At 66.8% G+C, this 16,648-nt stretch carries 17 protein-coding genes and 2 tRNA genes; 7 read left to right on the top strand and 12 right to left on the bottom strand.

Annotation, left to right across the window (positions count from 1 at the left end; translation table 11 throughout):
* Positions 1-2: 2 nt before the first annotated feature.
* From FO044_RS09440 to aceE, 6 genes are all read right to left on the bottom strand, one after another.
* Positions 3-1,454, bottom strand: a complete 1,452-nt coding sequence (locus FO044_RS09440; protein ID WP_143965513.1) for an acyl-CoA carboxylase subunit beta — start codon at positions 1,452-1,454, stop codon at positions 3-5.
* A gap of 26 nt (positions 1,455-1,480) precedes the next feature.
* The gene (locus FO044_RS09435; protein WP_132991636.1) at positions 1,481-2,746 is read right to left on the bottom strand and encodes a KasA/KasB family beta-ketoacyl-ACP synthase; all 1,266 of its coding nucleotides are present in this window, start codon (positions 2,744-2,746) and stop codon (positions 1,481-1,483) included.
* A 3-nt stretch (positions 2,747-2,749) separates the two neighbouring features.
* The gene (acpM, locus tag FO044_RS09430; protein WP_132991635.1) at positions 2,750-3,046 is read right to left on the bottom strand and encodes a meromycolate extension acyl carrier protein AcpM; all 297 of its coding nucleotides are present in this window, start codon (positions 3,044-3,046) and stop codon (positions 2,750-2,752) included.
* 113 nt (positions 3,047-3,159) lie between these two features.
* On the bottom strand, positions 3,160-4,071 hold the full coding sequence (locus FO044_RS09425; RefSeq protein WP_186290521.1) for an ACP S-malonyltransferase: 912 nt from the start codon (positions 4,069-4,071) through the stop codon (positions 3,160-3,162).
* Between the two features lie 194 nt (positions 4,072-4,265).
* Positions 4,266-5,531 carry a PucR family transcriptional regulator gene (locus tag FO044_RS09420; RefSeq protein ID WP_143965511.1) on the bottom strand — a complete coding sequence of 422 codons (1,266 nt, stop codon included), beginning with the start codon at positions 5,529-5,531 and terminating at the stop codon, positions 4,266-4,268.
* 42 nt (positions 5,532-5,573) lie between these two features.
* Positions 5,574-8,300, bottom strand: coding sequence for a pyruvate dehydrogenase (acetyl-transferring), homodimeric type (gene aceE / locus FO044_RS09415; protein WP_244945809.1), 2,727 nt, complete (start codon positions 8,298-8,300; stop codon positions 5,574-5,576).
* Between the two features lie 269 nt (positions 8,301-8,569).
* Between aceE and FO044_RS09410 the strand changes: the two genes are divergently transcribed.
* The 3 genes from FO044_RS09410 (at position 8,570) to FO044_RS09400 (ending at position 10,144) form a co-directional block, all read left to right on the top strand.
* On the top strand, positions 8,570-9,100 hold the full coding sequence (locus FO044_RS09410) for a hypothetical protein (protein WP_132991632.1): 531 nt from the start codon (positions 8,570-8,572) through the stop codon (positions 9,098-9,100).
* Positions 9,101-9,236: 136 nt separating this feature from the next.
* Positions 9,237-9,656, top strand: a complete 420-nt coding sequence (locus FO044_RS09405; RefSeq protein WP_132991631.1) for a DUF3052 domain-containing protein — start codon at positions 9,237-9,239, stop codon at positions 9,654-9,656.
* Positions 9,653-10,144, top strand: coding sequence for a peroxiredoxin (locus FO044_RS09400; protein WP_132991630.1), 492 nt, complete (start codon positions 9,653-9,655; stop codon positions 10,142-10,144). The genes FO044_RS09405 and FO044_RS09400 overlap by 4 nt, the downstream gene beginning before the upstream one ends.
* 32 nt (positions 10,145-10,176) lie before the next feature.
* On the opposite strand, the gene FO044_RS09395 is transcribed toward FO044_RS09400, so the two are convergent.
* Entirely contained in the window at positions 10,177-11,022 is an 846-nt protein-coding gene (locus tag FO044_RS09395) for an SGNH/GDSL hydrolase family protein (protein WP_244945734.1), read from the bottom strand.
* Between the two features lie 149 nt (positions 11,023-11,171).
* On the opposite strand from FO044_RS09395, the gene FO044_RS09390 reads away from it, so the two are divergent.
* A tRNA-Cys gene (locus tag FO044_RS09390) sits at positions 11,172-11,242 on the top strand.
* Between the two features lie 26 nt (positions 11,243-11,268).
* On the opposite strand, the gene FO044_RS09385 is transcribed toward FO044_RS09390, so the two are convergent.
* Positions 11,269-11,340: transfer RNA gene (locus tag FO044_RS09385), tRNA-Val, on the bottom strand.
* Positions 11,341-11,448: 108 nt separating this feature from the next.
* On the opposite strand from FO044_RS09385, the gene FO044_RS09380 reads away from it, so the two are divergent.
* Positions 11,449-11,787: a hypothetical protein gene (locus FO044_RS09380; protein ID WP_143965510.1), complete on the top strand. Its 339-nt coding sequence runs from the start codon at positions 11,449-11,451 to the stop codon at positions 11,785-11,787.
* A gap of 43 nt (positions 11,788-11,830) precedes the next feature.
* A complete protein-coding gene (locus FO044_RS09375; RefSeq protein ID WP_143965509.1) occupies positions 11,831-12,643 on the top strand; it encodes a maleylpyruvate isomerase family mycothiol-dependent enzyme in 813 nt (270 codons plus the stop codon).
* Here FO044_RS09375 and FO044_RS09370 read toward each other — a convergent pair.
* Positions 12,640-13,470, bottom strand: coding sequence for a spermidine synthase (locus tag FO044_RS09370; RefSeq protein WP_143965508.1), 831 nt, complete (start codon positions 13,468-13,470; stop codon positions 12,640-12,642). The genes FO044_RS09375 and FO044_RS09370 overlap by 4 nt on opposite strands.
* 37 nt (positions 13,471-13,507) lie before the next feature.
* Here FO044_RS09370 and cbiB point away from each other — a divergent pair, with 37 nt between their 5' ends.
* A complete protein-coding gene (gene cbiB / locus FO044_RS09365) occupies positions 13,508-14,425 on the top strand; it encodes an adenosylcobinamide-phosphate synthase CbiB (protein ID WP_143965507.1) in 918 nt (305 codons plus the stop codon).
* Here the strand turns inward: cbiB and FO044_RS09360 are convergent.
* Genes FO044_RS09360 through FO044_RS09350 form a run of 3 tightly spaced genes read right to left on the bottom strand, consistent with a single transcriptional unit; the run spans position 14,413 to position 16,622 of the window.
* A complete protein-coding gene (locus FO044_RS09360; protein ID WP_143965506.1) occupies positions 14,413-15,387 on the bottom strand; it encodes an SURF1 family cytochrome oxidase biogenesis protein in 975 nt (324 codons plus the stop codon). The two genes, cbiB and FO044_RS09360, sit on opposite strands and share 13 nt — an antisense overlap.
* A 10-nt stretch (positions 15,388-15,397) precedes the next feature.
* A complete protein-coding gene (locus FO044_RS09355; protein WP_143965505.1) occupies positions 15,398-15,907 on the bottom strand; it encodes a low molecular weight protein-tyrosine-phosphatase in 510 nt (169 codons plus the stop codon).
* Entirely contained in the window at positions 15,900-16,622 is a 723-nt protein-coding gene (locus FO044_RS09350; RefSeq protein WP_143965504.1) for an HAD hydrolase-like protein, read from the bottom strand. Before FO044_RS09350 ends, FO044_RS09355 begins: the two co-directional genes overlap by 8 nt.
* Positions 16,623-16,648: the final 26 nt, after the last annotated feature.

Here is a 16,648-nt window from a genome sequence, read left to right as displayed (position 1 = left end):
GTTCAGAGCGGGATGTTCTTGTGCCGCCCACGGCGAGCGGGTGCGGCGGCGAGAGCTTCGGCGATCCGGCTGCGTGTGGTCGCCGGATCGATGATGTCGTCGACCACGCCGATAGCCTGGGCGCGCCCGACGCCGCCGGCGATCTGCTCGTGCTCGACGGCGAGCCGCTCGTGCAGTTCCTCGCGCTCGCCCTCGGGAGCGGCGGCCAGCACCTTCTTGTGCAGGATGCCGACCGCGGCCTTGGCGCCCATGACCGCGACCTCGGAACCCGGCCAGGCGAAGACGGCCGTCGCGCCGAGGGCGCGGGCGTTCATCGCGATGTAGGCACCGCCGTAGATCTTGCGGGTGACCAGGGTGACGCGCGGCACCGAGCACTCGGCGAACGAGTGCAGGAGCTTGGCACCGCGTCGGACGACGCCGTTCCACTCCTGGCCCACGCCCGGCAGGTAGCCGGGCACGTCCGTGACGACGACCAGCGGGATGCCGAAGGCGTCGCACAGCCGCACGAACCGAGACGCCTTCTCGGCGGCCTCGGAGTTCAGGCAGCCGCCCATGCGCAGCGGATTGTTGGCGATGACGCCGACGCTGCGGTCCGCGAGGCGGCCGAAGCCGACGGTGATGTTCGGCGCCCACTTGGCCTGCAGCTCTTCGAACGTGCTGATCTCGGTGTCTCCGTCGGCAGCGAACTGCGTGTCCAGGAGTGCTTCGACGATCGGGTGCACGTCGTACGCGCGGCGGTTGGACTCGGGCATCAGGGCCCGCAGGTCGGTGTCGCCGGCTTCGGCATGCGCACGATTGAAGTGGCCCTGCTGGGAGAAGGTCGCGACGAGGCGACGCGCACGCCAGGAGGCGTCGGCCTCGGAATCGGCGGTGATGTGGCTGACGCCGGAGCGCTTCCCGTGCGTCAGCGGGCCGCCGAGATCCTCCATGGTGACCGACTCGCCGGTCACGCTCTTCACGACGTCCGGTCCGGTCACGAAGACGCGGCCCTCCGGAGCCATGATGACGACGTCGGTCAGCGCGGGACCGTAGGCGGCGCCGCCCGCAGCGAACCCGACGACCACGGAGATCTGCGGGACGTACCCGGAGGCGCGCACCATGGCCTCGAACACGCCACCCACAGCGTGCAGGGCTTCCACACCCTCGGCCAGGCGCGCGCCACCGGAATGCCAGATGCCCACCACAGGCGCCTGCTCGGCGATGGCGGTATCGATCGCGTTCACGATGTGAGCGCAACCCACCACCCCCATGGCACCGCCCATCACGGTGCCATCGGTGCAATAGGAGACGGTGCGAACACCGTTGACCTCACCGGTCGCCGCCAGCACGCCCGACTTGTCGCGGGGATGCAGGAGTGCGACGGTGCCTTCGTCGAAGAAGGTGGTCAACCGCAGCAGCGGGTCACGCGGATCCGTTGCTTCCTCATGGCCGGGGATGGGAGCCAGTGTGGTCATCGGATTCTCCTAAAGGGGAGGGTGAATCAGTAGCGGCCGAACGCCAGAGCGACGTTGTGCCCACCGAATCCGAAGGAGTTGCTCAGGGCGTAGTCGATCTGCCCGCGGCGAGCCTCGCCGTGCACGACGTCGATGTCGCCGCACTCGGGATCGAGCTCCTCCAGGTTCAGCGTCGGCGGAACGATCGAGTCCTCCACCGATTTGATCGTCAGGACCGCTTCGAGGGCGCCGACGGCGCCGATCGAGTGGCCCAGAGCGGACTTGGGCGCGTAGATGGACGCGTGGTTGCCCACGGCGGCCTGGATGCCCAGCGATTCGGCGGTGTCTCCGATGGGAGTCGACGTCGCATGCGCGTTGACATGCGAGATGTCGGACTTCTGCAGACCCGCGGTCTGCATGGCCCGGGCCATCGCCCGCGTGTTGCCCTGCCCCGAGGGGTCGGGAGCAACGAGGTGGAAACCGTCTGACGTGATGCCCGAACCCAGGACTCGTGCGTGGATGTGCGCACCGCGAGCCTTGGCGTGGTCCTCGCGTTCGATGACGAGCATCGCAGCCGCTTCGCCGAAGACGAAGCCGTCGCGATTCTTGTCGAACGGCCGCGAAGCCGCGGCCGGGTCGTCGTTGCGCGTGCTCATCGCACGCATCATCGAGAACGCGGCGATCGGCACAGCGTCGATATGTCCCTCGACTCCGCCGCACACGACCATGTCGGCGTCACCCATGACGATGTGACGCCAGGCGTGTGCGATCGCCTCGGCACCCGACGAGCACGCCGAGACCGGGGTGATGACACCTGCCCGTGCACCGACGTTGAGACCGGCGACCGCAGCGGGACCGTTCGGCATCGCCATCGAGACGGCCAGCGGCGACACCTTGCGGTAGTTACCGGTGTTGACCATGGCGTCGTTGGCGGCGATCATCGCGTCGCCGCCGCCCTGGCCGGTGCCGATGATGACCGCGAGCCGTTCGGGATCGACCTCGGGCTCCTCGGCCTGCGCCCAGAGGCGCTTGCTCATCACATGCGAGACGCGCTCGACGTACGCCATGCGGCGTGCCTCGACACGGGTGACCTCTTCGGCGGGGTCCTCGAGGAGCTTGCCGCCGATGGTGACCGGGAGGTTGTACTTCGTGACGTACTCGTCGGTGAGCTCCCGGATACCGGACTTGCCGGCGACCAGGTTCTCCCAGGTGGAATCCAGATCAGCGCCCAGTGACGTGGTGGCGACCATGGAGGTCACCACCACGTTGGGGAAATCCCCACCACGAGTGGAATAGTCGCGCAGTTCGGTCATTCGTTACGCCTTGTCGACCTGTGCTGCGATGGCGGCTGCAGCTTCCGGGTTCTCCGACTCGAGCTTCTGGATGTACGAGACGGCGTCGCCGACGGTACGCAGGCCTGCGAGGTCCTCGTCCGGGATCTTGACGCCGTACTTGTCCTCGGTCTGAACGGCGATCTCGACCATCGAGAGGGAGTCGATGTCCAGGTCGTCGACGAACGACTTCTCCATGGTCACCTCTGACGGCTCAATGCCGGTGACCTCTTCGACGATCTCTGCGATGCCGGCGACGAGCTGTTCCTGTGTGGCGGCCACTGTGTGGCTCCCTTCGTATCGGTGATGTTTCTACGTTTTCCGGAAGTCAGCGTGATCGCTGATTGGACGAACCCGCGCGTGCAGGCTTTCCGGGGGCCGATGGTGTCCGGCCGCTATCCAAGTCCTGGGGCGTCCTCCACGTCGGTGGGGTTCTTCACAGCGCGCGACGGCACGCCCTTCAATTCGCGCTTCGCGATGCCGACGAGGGTGCCTGCGGGTGCGAGTTCCACGATCGCGTCGACGCCGGCTTCGCGCATCGTCGCGCAGCAGAGATCCCACCGCACTGGGCTGGTCACCTGTCTGACTAGTTTGTCGAGTGCGGCCGCGCCGTTCGTTACCGCTGCGCCGTCCGAGTTCGAGAGCAGCGTGCGGTTCGGATCGTTCGGAGTGATCTCCGCGGCCGCGGCGGCGACAGCATCTTGCGCGGGCGCCATGTAATGCGTGTGGAATGCACCGGCGACCGGGATCTTCCGGATCCGGGCCTTCTCCGGCGGATCGGCGACCAGCTTGTCGATGGCGACGACCGAACCAGCCGCGACGATCTGCCCGACGGCGTTGCGGTTCGCGGGAACGAGTTCCAGGGCGTCGAGGCGGGCGAGGACGTCGTCCTCGTCGCCTCCCAGGATCGCGGCCATCGTGGTCTCCTCGAGCGCGCACGCCTGGGCCATCTCGTCGCCGCGGATGCCTGCGAGGCGAACGGCTTCGTCGGCGGTGATGACTCCGGTGATGGCGGCAGCGGCGAGCTCACCGACGGAATGGCCCGCGACGATCGCATCGTCGGGAAGTTCGCCGTGGCGGTTGCGCAGTTCGTCATAGGAGAGGAGTGCGGCAGCGACGACGAGCGGCTGCGTCACTGCGGTGTCGGTGATCTCGTCCGCGGTGGCGGTGGTGCCGAGGCGTTCGAGGTCGAGACCGGTGGCCTCGGACCACGCCGAAAGACGGGCACGGGCGCCGGGCAGCTCCAACCATTCGGTGAGCATGCCTGGCTTCTGGGAACCCTGTCCGGGCGCAAGCAAGGTGAGCACGTGACCAGAGAACACCCTTTTGGCCCTCTTAGTGGGTGTTGAGTCATATGAACCTGAGAACCAATTTTTGTGGGATCCCTACAAAAACGCCTCTAGTGGCATCCTCATCGTCATCGCGCCGTGATCCGTTAGCGGTTGCCTCGAAGTTTTTCCCACCTCGCTGTTTGCCCATGGATCGCCGTGATTGATGTGACTCACGTGACTTGTGACGGCGATCCTTGCTGTAAATGTGTCAATCGTCCGACGGTCATCGCCACTTGAAGCACGTAGGCGTCGCGTGCGTTACCTGGATCACGCCCAGTGATGTCAGTCACCTTTTTTAGTCGATACCGAACAGTATTGGGGTGAATGTAAAGCCCGCGCGCACACGACTCGATGGACCGGCCGGCGTCGAGGTAGGCCTGAAGGGTCTCGAGCAACGTCGAATCGAGGCCGAGCGACTGCATCAGGGACTCGGTCAGGGTGCGGACCGCCGACTGGTCACCGTTCAGCGCGCGCTCGGGCAGGAGATCGGCGCTGTAGGTGGGGCGCGGTGCACTCGGCCAGCCGGCTACGGCGTTCACGCCTGCCATCGCCTCAACTGCGCTCGTGTGGGCCGCCGTCAGGTTCGGCACCGTCGGACCGATGACGACAGGTCCATCGGCGAAGTGCTCCAGCAGATCGGTGAGGAACCGGTCGGCGGGGGTCAGTGAACCGCCCACGATCGCCACCAACGCGCTGCCCTGCACCACGGAGAGCGTCGCGCGATCGTACTGCTTAGCGGTGGTGTGGATCGCCAGGGCGACCGAGACGTTCTGCTCCGGCGGCGGCGACCCGACGATGACCGTCGCGGGAGCCTCGCTCGGCCAGTTCAGCGCGGCGGCGCGCGAGAGGAGCTGAGCGCCCGTGTCACCTCGAACGACGGCGTCGACGACCAGCGCCTCCATCCGCGAGTCCCACGCGCCACGTGACTCTGCCGCCGACGCGTAGATCGCGGCTGCGGCGAATCCGATCTCGCGCCCGTACCGCAGTACCGACTCGGTCAGCGCACGCAGCTGCGCGTCATTGCGGGCGAGCAGCGGCAGCCACTTCTCGAAGAACTCCATCGCCACTCGAACCATCTCGACCGTCTGCAGCAGAGTGATGCGACGGGCCAGATCCTGGGGAACCACCTGAAATGCCTGGACCGTGAACTTGACGTTGCCCTCAGGGTCCTGGATCCACTCCACGAAGTTCACCACGGCGGTCTGAACCACCAACTGGACGCTCGCCCGCTGTGCGGCGTCGAGATCGGCGAAGTAGGGCAGCTGATCGGACATCGAGTGCACGGCCTCGGTCGCCAGGCGTCCGCTGTACTGCTTCATGCGCCGCAGCAGCGTGTCCGGGAGTGCGGCGTGCACCGTCGCCGGGGCGGGAACGTGCGCGCCCCGGTCGTCGAACACATCGGTCGCACGGGAGGCACTCAGCGGGGATTCGGACACACACCCAATCTAACGCCGTTGTCTATCGCAGAGGTACAGCGATCAGGCGACCCCCGGGTCGCTGGTCTGCTCGGGGGCGGCCGCGACGTCGGTGATCGCGTACTTGGCTGCTGCCTCGGAGGCCACCGTGCGGTCCACCTCGCCGTCGCGGGCCAGACCCACCAGGACCCCGACCGCGATCGACTCGGCGTCGATGTTGAAGAACCGTCGCGCCGCCGGGCGAGTATCGGAGAAGCCGAACCCATCCGCGCCGAGGGTGAGGTACGTGCCGGGCACGTAGGCGCGAACCTGCTCCGGGACGCCCCTCATGTAATCGGTGACGGCGACGGTGGGTCCGGCGACATCGGCGAGCAGGCCGGTCAGGTGCGGTGTGCGCGTGGTGTCCGGGGAGCGGAGTTCGTCGCGATCGGCGGCGATGCCGTCGCGGGCCAGCTCCGACCACGAGGTGATCGAGTATACGTCGGCCGACACGTCCCACTCTTCGGCGAGCAGATCCTGAGCGCGCAGGGCGTCGCCCATCGTCACGCCCGACACCAGGATGGCGGCGTGGAGCTTCTTTCCGTCGGGCCCCTTGCGGAACAGGTAGCCACCCTTCACCAGGGCGTCCACGTCGAGCTCCGCCGGGGTGGCGGGCTGTGTGATCGGCTCGTTGTAGACGGTGATGTAGAAGTACACGTCGTCGGGATCGTCGCCGAACATGCGGGTCAGTCCGTTGTCGATGATGTGCGACAGCTCGTAGGCGAACGCGGGGTCGTAGGCGACGACGCCCGGGTTCGTGGCGGCGATCAGCGGCGATTGGCCGTCCGCGTGCTGCAGACCCTCACCGGTGAGCGTCGTTCGTCCCGCCGTGGCGCCGATCACGAACCCGCGCGCCATCTGGTCGGCGGCGGCCCAGAAGCCGTCGCCGGTCCGCTGGAAGCCGAACATCGAATAGAAGATGTACAGCGGGATCATCGGCTCATCATGGGTCGCGTACGAGGTGGCGACCGCGGTGAAACTGGCGGTGGAACCGGCCTCGTTGATGCCCTCGTGCAGGATCTGCCCTTCCTTGGCCTCCTTGTAGGCGAGCATCAACTCGGCGTCGACCGACGTGTACTGCTGGCCGTTGCGGTTGTAGATCTTCAGCGTCGGAAACCACGAGTCCATGCCGAACGTGCGGGCCTCATCGGGGATGATCGGCACGATCCGCTTGCCGATCTCCTTGTCGCGCAACAGCTCCTTGAAAATTCGGACCAGGGCCATCGTCGTGGCGACCTGCTGGTTGCCCGAGCCCTTCGCGGTCACCGCGACCGCCCGGGTGGTGTCCGGGTGCAGCGCCTTCGAGGTGGTGCGGCGCGACGGAAGGAAGCCGCCGAGCGCCTTGCGCCGGTCGAGGAGGTACTGGATCTCCTCCGAATCCTTGCCGGGGTGGTAGTACGGCGGCAGGTACGGGTCGGCTTCGAGCTGGGCGTCGGTGATCGGCACGTGCGACGTGTCGCGGAACGCCTTCAGATCGTCGAGTGTCAGCTTCTTCATCTGGTGGGTGGCATTACGGCCCTCGAAGTGCTTGCCGAGGGTGTAGCCCTTGATGGTCTTGGCGAGGATGACCGTCGGCTGACCCTTGTGAGCGATCGCGGCCCGGTAGGCGGCGTGCACCTTCCGGTAGTCGTGCCCGCCGCGTTTCAGGTTCCAGATGTCCTGATCGGTCAGATGCTCGACGAGCTTCTCGGTGCGCGGGTCGCGGTTGAAGAAGTGCTTGCGAACGAAGGCGCCGTCGTTCGCCCGGTACGTCTGATAGTCGCCGTCCGGGGTGACGTTCATCAGGTTGACCAGGGCGCCGTCGGTGTCGGACTGCAGGAGGGAATCCCACTCACGGCCCCACACCACCTTGATGACGTTCCAGCCCGCACCGCGGAAGAAGGACTCCAATTCCTGAATGATCTTGCCGTTGCCGCGGACCGGTCCATCGAGGCGCTGCAGGTTGCAGTTGATGACGAAGGTCAGGTTGTCGAGGCCCTCGGTTGCGGCGACGTGCGCGAGGCCGCGCGATTCCGGCTCGTCCATCTCGCCGTCGCCGAGGAACGCCCATACGTGCTGGTCGGACGTGTCCTTGATTCCGCGATCCTCCAGGTAGTGGTTGAATCGCGCCTGGTAGATGGCGTTCATCGGGCCAAGTCCCATGGAGACGGTCGGGAACTGCCAGAAGTCGGGCATCAGGTGGGGGTGCGGGTACGACGGCAGGCCGCCACCTGCTCCCGCATGGCTCTGCTCCTGGCGGAACCCGTCGAGGCGGTTCTCGTCGATGCGGCCCTCGAGGAAGGCGCGGGCGTAGACGCCCGGCGAGGCGTGCCCCTGCACGAAGATCTGGTCGCCGCCGCTCGGATGGTCGGGTCCGCGGAAGAAGTGATTGAAACCGACCTCGTACAGGGACGCGGACGACGCGTAGGTCGAGATGTGGCCGCCGACGCCGATGCCGGGGCGCTGAGCGCGGTGCACCATGATCGCTGCGTTCCAGCGGATGATCGCGCGGAACCGGCGCTCGATCATCTCGTCACCGGGGAAATCGGGTTCGAGTTCGGTGGGGATGGTGTTGACGTAATCGGTGGAGGTGAGCGGCGGCAGGGCGACGCGCTTGTCGTCGGCGCGCTCGAGCATGCGGAGCATCAGATAGCGCGCGCGTTCGGGGCCCGCGGCACCGAGCATCGCGTCGAACGACTCCAACCACTCGTCGGTCTCGCCCGGGTCGCTGTCGGCGAGATAGGACGCGACGCCGTCGCGGATCACTCGCACGCGGCTCGTGCGGTTCGATGCGTCGGTCTGCGGGTCGGCGTCGGGGCCGTTCGTGGTCGTGTCAGTCACTTGTCCACCAATCTCGTCAGCGAGCCGCACTGTCGGCTGGCTCGCACTCGTCGCCGTCGGGGTGGTGACGGCATCTGTCGCGGCCGGCGCGCGAGGATCGTCGCGCACCGTGCTTCCATCGTGCCGCAAATCACGGTCGTAGGGCGTGGTTGTGCTGAGTCACACGTTCTACCGTGCGGTAACATCCGCACCATCACTTCATGGAGGGGGTACCAGGCCATATGCGGTCTCGTGCAGAAGTTTTCGCGGCGGTGATTCTCGTCGTCGCCGCGACGTTCCTCTCTGCCTGCGGTGACGACTCGGCGAAACAGGCGGTCGAACCGACGGCAAGCGCTTCCGGCGCGGCCACGGCGGAGCGGTCGGATGCCGAACGAGTGGCGGCGATCCAGGTGTGCCGCCAGGTCATCACATCGGCGGGTGTGATGGTCCGCGACTACAACACCTTCATGAAACGACTCAACGAAACGCGCAGCTACCGGCCCATCGACGACGAGGACCGATGGGCGGTCGAGACTCTCAAGACCGGTGCGGACGTGGTGGACGAGGCGGTGACGCCCGGAGTGCCGGACGACCTCGTCGACGCGGTGGGCAAGTTCGTCGACAGTTCGAAGAAGCTCGCGGGCCAGATCGACGATAAGCGGCGGCAGGGCCTGAACAAGGTGTCGGATGAGTGGGGCAAAGAGCGGACCGCCGTGCTCGACCGCTGCTCGGAGTTCCTTCCGACGGAATGATCGCCCGTTACTCGATCGGGGGCGGCAGGCCGACACTCCGGGACCCAACACCTGCGGTCTGCTATCGAGATGCGCGTCGAACCTCTACGCTGTTCCTAAGTTTCACTTTCTCAACATCTACGGGAGGACACACGCGGTGGTAGCCGCCACGGACGATAAGGCAGGCAAGCTCGGATTCGCCAATGGAATGGTGATTCAGGAACTCGGATGGGACGAAGACACCGACGACGACCTGCGGGCCGATATCGAAGACATCATCGACGCGGAGATGCTCGATGAGGACGCGATCGACATCATCGACGCAGTGGTCCTCTGGTGGCGAGACGGGGACGGCGATCTCGTCGATGTCCTCATGGACGCCATCGGTCCACTCGCCGAGGGCGGCTACATCTGGGTGCTGTCACCGAAGACCGGACTCGACGGTTACGTCGATCCGAGTGTGATCGCCGAGGCCGCCCCCACTGCAGGTCTGACCCAGACCTCCGTCGAGAAGCTCGGCGATTGGTCGGGCACCCGACTCGTCACACCGAAGGCCCGCCCAGGCAAGAAGGCATGACGATTCCCGAAAGCGTTGCGGCCGGACCTGTCCCGGTCGGATCGTCGGCCCCGGACTTCGAGCTGCGGGACCAGAACAATCGTCGCGTGTCGCTGTCGGGGCTGCGTGAGCGCGGCGACGTGCTGGTGGTGTTCTTCCCGCTGGCGTTCACCGGCACGTGCGAAGGCGAGCTGGGGCACATCCGCGACCACGAACCACGCTTCGCCAGTGCGGATCTCACCACGGTCGCCGTGTCAGTCGGGCCGCCTCCGACGCATAAGGTGTGGTCGTCGGCCCAGGGGTATCTGTTCCCGATCCTGTCGGATTTCTGGCCGCACGGCGAGGTCGCTCGCTCGTACGGTGTCCTCGACGAGGACCGGGGGATCGCGAACCGGGGGACGTTCCTCGTCGGACGTGACGGAGTCATTCGGTACTCCGACATGCTCGAGCCAGGGGAGGCCCGGGGCGAGGCGACCTGGACGGCAGCGTTGGCGGCTCGCCGGAACTGACCTACCTGTGCTGGATATGCGAGGCGTGAGCCCTACTGCTGCGGATATGCGGTGGCGAGAGCCGCGGCGAACAGGCGATTGCGCTGAACGGTTCCGGTCGCGGTGTAGTGCACGCCGTCCGAGTACCAGAAGGGCTGCGTCTCGGATGCGAAATCGTAGACGTGCAGATTCGTGTACTTGCCGGCAGCCTTTTTGAGCGCATCGTCGAATGCGGCCATGTGGCTCTTGTCGTAGCGCTCGTCGACGGGATTCGTGGTCATCACCGTCGGCCACAGGACCTTCTGGCCGTCGAGTTTGCGCATCACCCGGTCGATGCGCTCGCGTGCGCTCACGCGGCTTCCATCCGCGATGTGAGCTGCGTCGTTGACGCCCATCGCGATCACCCAGCAACCGCGTTTGCCACGAGAGAGTTCGGCGTCGATCGCCTCGAGCGCGTTCGGTTTACCGTCGACACGTTCGACCACGGATCGGCCACGGCTGGCGTTCAGGGTGACCGTTTTGGCTCCGACGCGCTTGTACTGGGCTGATATCCGGTCGTCGGGATTGGCGACTTTCGCGGTGTCGTCGCTCTCGACCGAAGTGGAGTCGCCTATCTGGACCACGCTGGTACAGGATGTGCGACGTTGGGCGACCTTCGACTGCCGGTCCACATCAGGGGAGTCGTTGGAGAACAGGCCGAACAGGGACGGCGCCTCGCTGGACATGTTCGACACCCGGGCGTGTTGCAGGTAATCGCCTACCGCGTCGAAGATCTGGCCGAAACTCGGCTCGTTGCCCGGTGCCGCGTACGCCGGCGCAGCTGTCGCGGTCGTGACGGCGACGAGTGCGACTCCGGCGGCTGCTGCGATGCGCGTGCGGCGCGAGTGCTTCTTATTCACAATGACCTCAGTAGATAACAACAGTCACATGCGTTTCAAGATGAACGAGGGTTGCGACTTCGTCACACTTTGCTGTGAACAGGGGATATGCGCATGATGCGCCAAATCCTGGACGGAGGTCCGACCGCGCGGCAGAGTCAGTCGGTGTCGCGGGTGTGGCTGAGGGGCAAGGCAGCGGTCTGCAAAACCGTCTACGCGGGTTCGAATCCCGCCATCCGCTCGAAGGCAGCCGAAACAGGCATGCTGTGCGCGCAAAGGGATTTGAACCCCTGACCGCTGGTGTGTAAGACCAGAGCTCTACCGCTGAGCTATACGCGCCCGGCCACCCCTGCGGGTGGACCACCGTAGAGATTATCGGGTCGGACCCGATGGCCCAAACTCGCGAGCCGCGCGCCTGGATGTCCGGCCCGTACTAGTGTCGGACCGATGAGGGATGCCGAGGCGGAACGCAGGGCGCACGACGTGTTCGATCCGATCTGCGACGACCTGTTCTGGCGTCCGGGCGTGGATCTCGGACCCATGTTCGGCGTCGAAGGCGTCCGCATCAGGGGCAAGGTGTTCGCGTTCGTCTCCTACGACGGCACCGTCGTGGTGAAGCTGCCGTCCGCGCGGATCGACGACCTGGTCGACGACGGGGTCGGCGAGCGCATGGTGATGAGCGGCCGGGCGATGCGCGAATGGATGCACGCCGATCAGACCCAGACCGAATACTGGCCGAGACTCGTCGAAGATGCTCTCACGTACGTGGATTCGATCACGCCCTGACCGAGAGCACGCTGACCGACCGCCCGCACTTCAGGAGGAACCCATGCCCACATCAGTTGAGAAGGCGCCGATGATCGAGGCGCTCGTCGCGCAGTGGCAGGTCATCGACGACCTCGTCTCGTCCATCTCCGATGAGCAGTGGCAAGCGGATTCTGGTCTTCCCGGCTGGACTGTGGCCGACGTGGTCGCGCACATCGTCGGTACCGAGAACATGCTCGACGGACGCGAGGCCGACAGCGTCCGCGACGTGTCGGGTCTGCCGCACGTGAAGAACTCGATAGGCGAACTCAACGAACGCTGGCTCGATCACTACCGGTCCCGTTCCCGTGACGAGGTGATGGCCGCCTACCGGGAGGTCACCGCCAAGCGCGCTGCGGACATGCGGGCCATGACCGATGAAGCCTGGAACGTCGAGATGCCGACTCCTGCGGGACGGGACACGTTCGGGCGGTTCATGCGCGTACGCAACTTCGACTGCTGGGTCCACGAGATGGATCTGCGTGACGCACTGGGTCTGGGTGAGCCGACCGCGCCGGAGCCGGCGACGTGGGCGCTTGAGGAGATGACGGCGACCATCCCGTTTCTCGTCGGCAAGAAGGCGGGAGCGCCGAAAGGGTCGGCGGCAACCTTCGATTTCTCAGGTCTCGTGCCGATGCAGGTCCACGTCGCCGTCGACGAGAAGGCGTCGGCGGTGCCCGCTTTGGATGCGCCGGCTGACGTGACCCTGTCGCTCACGGTGGTCGACTTCGCCCGACTCGCAGGAGACCGTCCGAAGGCCGATCCGGCGGATGTCCTGATCGCAGGTGACGCCGAACTCGGCTCCGCGATCGTGACGAACCTGCACTACATGATCTAGTCGGCGGCAGGGGACCGGTCCGTCGGGTCGCGGCGAATCCGGCCGGAGCCGAACGACGCGACCGCGTTCCCGGTCATCAACCGGGCGGGTTCGGGATCCGAACGCAGAGAGCGTTCGAGGTCGGCGGAGGCCGGAAGCTCGCCGTCGCCCGCGACCACGATGACGTTTCCACTGCGTCGGCCTTTGAACATGGCCGGATCGGAGATCAGTTCGACGTTCTCGAAGACTTCGCCGATCGTCGACACCTCCGACCGCAGCGATTTCAGGTCGCGCCGGTCGCCGCAGTTGGCGATGTACAGACCGCCGGGCACCAGCAATCGGCGTGCTGCACGGGTGAACTCGGTCGTAGTCAGATGCTCGGGTGTGACGCTGCCGGCGAAGGCGTCGCGGATGACCACGTCGCGCGTCTCCGCGCGCAGGCTCTCGGTGACCTCCCGGGCGTCTCCGACGCGGAGACGGAGTCGCGGCGCCCGCGGCAGGTCGAACCACTCGCGTGCCAGCCGGGCCAGTTCGGCGTCGATCTCGACGGCGACGTGCCGGGACTGCGGATACCGGTGTGCGAGATATCGAGGGAGGGCGCATGTTGCGGCACCCAGATGCAGCACGCGCAACGGCGCACTCGCGTCCGGATAGTGGTCGGCGATTGCGGCCGCGGCCTGCCGCATGTACTCGAAGTCGAGGCGGTCGACGTCCTCCGGGTCGATGTGACTGCTCTGCGCGCCGTTGATGGACAGCAGCCAGCCGCCACCGACGGAGTGCACGAGCTCTGCTGTGCCGGTGGAGATGTCGAAGATCCCGGCGGCTGGTGTGGGACGGGACGCGGCCATGGCACACGATCTTAGTCGCGCCGGATAAGATCGCCGGATGCACCACCGCCGCCACCAAGCGCTCGGCATCGCCGCCGGTGCGATCGCCGATGCGGTGTTCGCCGACCCGCAGCGCGGGCATCCTGTGGCGCTGTTCGGTTCCGCGGTCGCGGCATCGGAACGGCGCATTCACGCCGACAGCGCACCACGTGGAGCAGTCTTCGCAGCCGGGTGGATCGGCGCAGGTTCGCTCGTCGGACTGGTCGCCGGTCTGGTCGGCGCCGCCGGCACCGCTGCCGCTGCCTTCACTGCGCTGGGCGGAACCTCGTTGTGCCGCATCGGCGACCAGATCGCCGACACCCTCGACGCGGGAGACATCGACGGCGCCAGGGCGATCGTCTCAGGACTCGTCGGTCGCGACACCACCACGCTCGACGAAGCAGGAATCTGCCGTGCCGCCGTCGAATCGATCGCCGAGAACACGTCCGACGCGGCCGTCGCACCCCTCGTGTGGGGCGCGGCCGCGGGTGCAGGCGGCATGCTCGGCTACCGTGCCGCGAACACCCTCGATGCGATGGTGGGGTACCGGTCGGCTCGATTTCAGCGATTCGGGTGGGCGGCGGCACGCCTGGACGACGCCGCGAACCTCGTCCCAGCTCGACTGACCGCTGTCCTGGTCGCAGCGGCGTCGGGACGTCCTGCCGACACCTGGCGAACCATCACACGCGACGCGGGCGCGCATCCCAGTCCCAACGCAGGCGTCGTCGAGGCGGCGTTCGCCGGCGCACTCGGAATCAGCGTCGGCGGCCGCACGGTGTACGCCCACGGGGTGGAGGATCGGCCCGCGCTCGGCGATGGTCCGGCACCGCTCGCGGCCGACCTACGTGCCGCGGTGCGGCTCTCGCGCCGAGTGCAGTGGGCGAGCGCGGCGCTCGCGGTGGGTGTCCGTTCGTACAGCGGACGCTACTTGCCGTAACGCTGGGCGAGCTTCGCCCGGACCGCGGAATCGGCGTCGTCGGCGACTGGGCCTTCACCGACCGCACTCGACCCCGGCGCGACGTCGTTGCCCGACCGGGCGCCCGTCTCGCGGAGCTGCTGCCGCACCCGATGACGCTCGGACCGGGCGGTCACCTCGGAGTCGGATCGGGCGTCGCCGGGACCATCGGCCATGCCATCCGCTCCGGCATCGACGGCCTCGCGGCGCGCACGGCGGGCCTTCACCTCGCTGTAGATGAAGTACCCGGCGCCGAGTGGGACCATGATGCCGAAGGCCAGCCACTGCAGTCCGTACGACAGATACGGGCCGGACTCGAGCTGCGGCAATTCGATCTCACCGAGAGACCCCGGCTGATTCGGAGACAGCTGCAGGTAGAACGGCTCGAGCGGTATCTGAGTCAGTCGTCCCAGCTGAGCGGTGTCGATCGTGTAGGCGGTCGTCATGCCCCCTTCGACGCGCGGTTCCTTCCCAGGGCTGGTCCCTTCGGACTTCCGGATCCGGGCATCCACCGCGACCTCACTGCCCGGCGGGTCAGGGACGTCGACCTGCCCGTTGGCACCGGTCGGGACGATACCGCGGTTCACCAGAATGGTCCGGTCCGATCCGGCGATCCTGAACGGGGTCAGGATCTCGACGGCGGGCCGCTCGTTCGAGTACCGGAAGCGGAGAAGTACCTGCTTGTCCGGCACGAAGGTGCCGTGCAGCGACACCTCACGCCATTCGTCGTTCCGGTCGAACGGTGCGCCGTGCGGGGCAAGTTCATCGATCGGGACCGGCTCGGTGTCGACGGCGGTGCGGAGGAGGTCGTTGCGGTGCTCGGTGTCGGAGTTCTTTCCGAGCTGCCAGGGCGCCAGGATCATGAAGCACGCGGCGGCGAAGGCCACCACGATAACCGCGAGCAGAAGCCACCCGGGCCGGAGGAATGATCGGAGGACGCGCACGCCCTCCAGGTTACTTGTCGGTGTTCTCGGCAAGCGCGACGTGTGTCCAGGCGAGCAGTCCCGGGATCGCGGCCTCGATCTGCTCGCGAACCACGGTGAAGTCATCCGGGGTGCCGAAGAAGGGATCCGGGACGTCCGTGCCGTCGGCGTCCGGATCGAAACTGCGCAGCAGGCGAACACGGCTCCCGAGGCGCTTGCGACCCAGTTCGGTCACATGACCGGAGTCGGCGACGACCAGGAGGTCCGCGCCGAGGTGATCCGGGGACAGCTGCGATGCGATATGCGAATCGGAGTAACCGTGGGCCAGTAGTTCTGTGCGCGCCCGGTTGTCGGCGGGTTCGCCGATGTGCCAGCCACCGGTTCCAGCGCTGGTCACTCGCACCTTGTCGGTGAGGCCCGCGTGCTCGATGGCGCTCTGGAAGATCGATTCCGCCATCGGCGACCGGCAGATGTTGCCGGAGCAGACGAAACAGATGTGCAGAGCGCGGTCCGTGGCCGAAGCCCCCGCGTGGTCAGACACCGAGTACCTTTCGCAGATCCGGGATCGTCTCGGCGATCCGAGGTTCGTGTTGTGCAGCGCCCGCCCGTTGCAGGGCGGCCTCCAATTCTCCAGCGTGAGCGTAACCCCAACGCACGCCGATCGCCGGGACCCGGAACGCGGCGGCCCCGTCGATGTCGTGCGACCGATCGCCGATCATCAGCACGGGAGCAGCGGCGGGATCGACGTCGAGCGCAGCCAGGACATGCCCGATGACGTCGGCCTTCGACCGGCGAGAGGAGTCCTCACTCGCCCCGCCGACGAACTCGAAGCGGTCGCTCAACCCGAAGTGATCGAGGATGCGGCGGGCCATGACCTGGTTCTTCGACGTAGCCACCGCGACCCGGCGCCGGTCGGCGGCAAGGTCCGCGAGCAGCGACGCCATGCCGTCGAACACCGAGTTCTCCAACCAGCCGGTCACGTCGTACCGCTCCCGGTAGGCGCGGATGCCGTCCTCGGCACGCTCGCGACTCAATCCCATGCGGACCATCGACTCCAGCAGGGGCGGTCCGACGATCGACCGAAGGAAGTCGTCGTCCGGTCGGGGGACGCCGAGCTGCTCGAGCGCGTAGAGAAACGACGCGGTGATCCCCGGGTAGCTGTCGGTGATGGTGCCGTCGAGGTCGAAGAGGAGAACGGCGGCGTGCGCTGACGGCGGACCTGGCGACGGCGGACCTGTGGATGGAGTCGGGTTCACGGATCCATCGTGCACGTAGGCTGGAG

It is taken from the genome of Gordonia zhaorongruii (genome assembly GCF_007559005.1).
GTDB lineage: Bacteria > Actinomycetota > Actinomycetes > Mycobacteriales > Mycobacteriaceae > Gordonia > Gordonia zhaorongruii.
This window is presented reverse-complemented; position numbering and strand designations above follow the sequence as displayed.